This window comes from Okeania hirsuta (genome assembly GCF_003838195.1).
GTDB lineage: Bacteria > Cyanobacteriota > Cyanobacteriia > Cyanobacteriales > Microcoleaceae > Okeania > Okeania hirsuta.
Window position 1 is genome coordinate 1 of record NZ_RCBY01000526.1, and the last position, 2,015, is coordinate 2,015.

Genomic DNA, 2,015 nt, shown 5'->3' on the forward strand with positions numbered 1-2,015 from the left:
TTCAGGTCAAACTACAGATATTATGGAAGCTACTCTCAAATGTTATAGCAGGGAATAGGGAACAGGGAACAAGGAACGGGGGGAAAAACATTTCCCTGTCTGAGGTTCACCATCAGCACAAGTCCTAATGGTACTTAGGGTTTGCGCTCAAAAATCTTTTAGTAGGGGTAGGAGACAGGAGACAGGAGAAATGGGAATGAGCGAGGAGGTAGAAGTAAGAATTGTAAGAATGATTTTTCTGCCCAACTATGCGCCTAAAATACTAACTTTTTGAGCATTTTAGACTGAAACAGGCGCACTTTTTTCGACTCCAAAAAGGCACTTGTCTTTATATGTCAATGCTTTTAGATTTAATCAGCAACCCCTACTTAGACATTTTTTGGTAGGAAAAATGCTTCAAAGTCAGTCTAGACAAGGGAATTATTGTTTGGGTTGGCGATCGCCTCTTTCCCTAATCATAATAATCTGTAGGGACGTTGCATGCAACGTCCCTACCTGTTCCCTGTTCCCTATTCCCTGTTCCCTGTTCCCTGCTATAACATTTGAGAGTAGCTTCCATAATATCTGTAGTTTGACCTGAAACTGTGTATACTAAAGCCTCGCGATAAACCCGTTGTGCTCCATGATTTTTGTGATTAGCTGCGCCACTAGAAACAGTAACAGCAGCAGCAGTACAACGTTGGGCTAAATTAATAGCTGTTGCTCTGAGGTGGAGTTTTTCGGCAAAATCAGTATTAGGATTTTTATTGGCTTCTTCTATGGCATTTCGACATTTATCAACCTCAGTTTGTAAGGAATAAATTGCATCTGGGATAAAAGGAAGAAGTTTCGTTTTTGATATTTATTTCATAATATCTATACCTGCTAAAGCACATCCTAAAGCAAAAGCACTAAAGCTATATGATAATTATGTAGCCTATCTTTTGCCTGAAATGGGTATTGCTAAAAATTCTAAATACCAGGAACATATCCGGAATCCAGGGGTGGCTTGTTGTACATAATAGTAATAGTAAAATTTTTTTAATTAGAACTTCAATTTAGAAGCAGAGGTAAACTGTGAAACCCTTAATTAAATTTCCCTTAGATGGTGACAAGTCTATTCTTGTAGAAGTAGAGGAGTTACCAGTTTCCGAGGTAGATGAGGAACTGGTTGCTAACTATCCTGGCCAAAAAGTTGTTGCTCAAGCTCAAACCTCCTTTGCTGAAGCAATGGAGACAATTAAGCCTATTGCTACCAACATTATTGGCAAAGTTCGGGAACTAAAAGACTCCCCTGATGAAGTAGAGGTAAAATTTGGGCTAAAGATGACGGCAGAAATGGGAGCGATTATTGCCTCGACAAATGTGGAAGGCAACTATGAAATTACCTTGAAGTGGAAGAAGTGATTTGTAGTTAACAATGACTTTTCAATGGACATCGGCAATCGTTCGCATTCGTCAACCTAACAAAAACGTTGTTGGCGCAGGTTTTCTAGTGTCTAATCGGCACATTATCACCTGCGCTCATGTGGTTAATGCAGCACTGGGAAAACAACTAAATACTCTAGATCTGCCAGATAGGGCAATTTATCTAGATGTTCCCCTAGTTGCATCGGGAAACATTCTTAAGGCAAGGGTTGTTCGCTGGAAAGCAGTCAAATGAGTTTGACAGAGCGGAATAGAGATAAAGAGGAAAAAAAACGTCAAGAACGAGAAAAGCTAGAAGCTAAAGTAGCTTTTGAGACATCAGAAGACAAGAATCGTATCTTGGCTAAAGCTAATCAGAAAGCTAATCGCATGATTCGTTTTGGTTCTGGTGTTTTGGCTATCTCTTTTATTGGAGCAATAATTGCTGGAGTCATTGCAGGTATAGCTAATCAGCAACTACAAGCACTTAATAGAGTAGAAGCAACTTTTGAAACTATTCTGGGAAGACTAGGTATTCAAAGAAGAGGGATTGCTTACTATACTCTAGGTGATCTCAAATCCGGTAGCATCGGAGTAATTAAACCTGAATTTTCGGCCACCAATGGTAC

The 2,015-nt window shown here is 39.6% G+C and carries 4 protein-coding genes; all 4 read left to right on the top strand.

The genetic code is table 11. From position 1 onward, the window contains the following. Window positions 1–127: 127 nt before the first annotated feature. Window positions 128–274, top strand: a complete 147-nt coding sequence (locus D5R40_RS36710) for a hypothetical protein (protein WP_161564467.1) — start codon at window positions 128–130, stop codon at window positions 272–274. 782 nt (window positions 275–1,056) lie between these two features. After that, window positions 1,057–1,386, top strand: a complete 330-nt coding sequence (locus D5R40_RS32490) for a CU044_2847 family protein (protein ID WP_192901102.1) — start codon at window positions 1,057–1,059, stop codon at window positions 1,384–1,386. A 13-nt stretch (window positions 1,387–1,399) separates the two neighbouring features. Further along, window positions 1,400–1,642, top strand: coding sequence for a S1 family serine peptidase (locus tag D5R40_RS32495; protein WP_124144548.1), 243 nt, complete (start codon window positions 1,400–1,402; stop codon window positions 1,640–1,642). Next, window positions 1,639–2,015, top strand: a 377-nt coding sequence (locus tag D5R40_RS32500; protein ID WP_134239669.1) for a hypothetical protein, incomplete at its 3' end; no start/stop codon positions are given. The genes D5R40_RS32495 and D5R40_RS32500, both read left to right, overlap by 4 nt.